Raw genomic sequence first — 354 nt, forward strand, 5'->3', positions numbered from 1 at the left:
CGCCCAGTTCGAAGAAGTTGTCGTGGATGCCGATGGTGTCGATGCCGAGGACGTCGGACCACACGCCGGTGATGATCTCTTCGGTCGAGTTGCGGGGTGCGGTGTAGGTGGTGGCGAGTTCGGGGCGGTGGCCGTCCGGCGCGGGAAGGGCCTTGGTGTCGACCTTCCCGTTGGGTGTCAGGGGCAGGTGGTCGAGGGTGAGGTAGGTGCTGGGGACCATGTAGTCCGGCAGCTGCCGCTGGAGATGCGTACGGAGTTCCGACGCCTCGGGGGCGTGTCCCGGGGTGGGAACGACGTAGGCGACCAGACGCTTGTCCCCGGGGGTGTCTTCGCGGGTGGTGACAGCGGCGGTGT

General features: G+C 67.5%; 1 protein-coding gene. It reads right to left on the minus strand.

The window, feature by feature from the left end:
* Window positions 1-354 (minus strand): AMP-binding enzyme (locus AADR41_RS42620; protein WP_342287836.1); only part of this gene is annotated, 354 nt, incomplete at both ends.

The organism is Streptomyces sp. CLV115 (genome assembly GCF_038448545.1).
GTDB classification, from domain to species: Bacteria; Actinomycetota; Actinomycetes; order Streptomycetales; family Streptomycetaceae; genus Streptomyces; species Streptomyces sanglieri.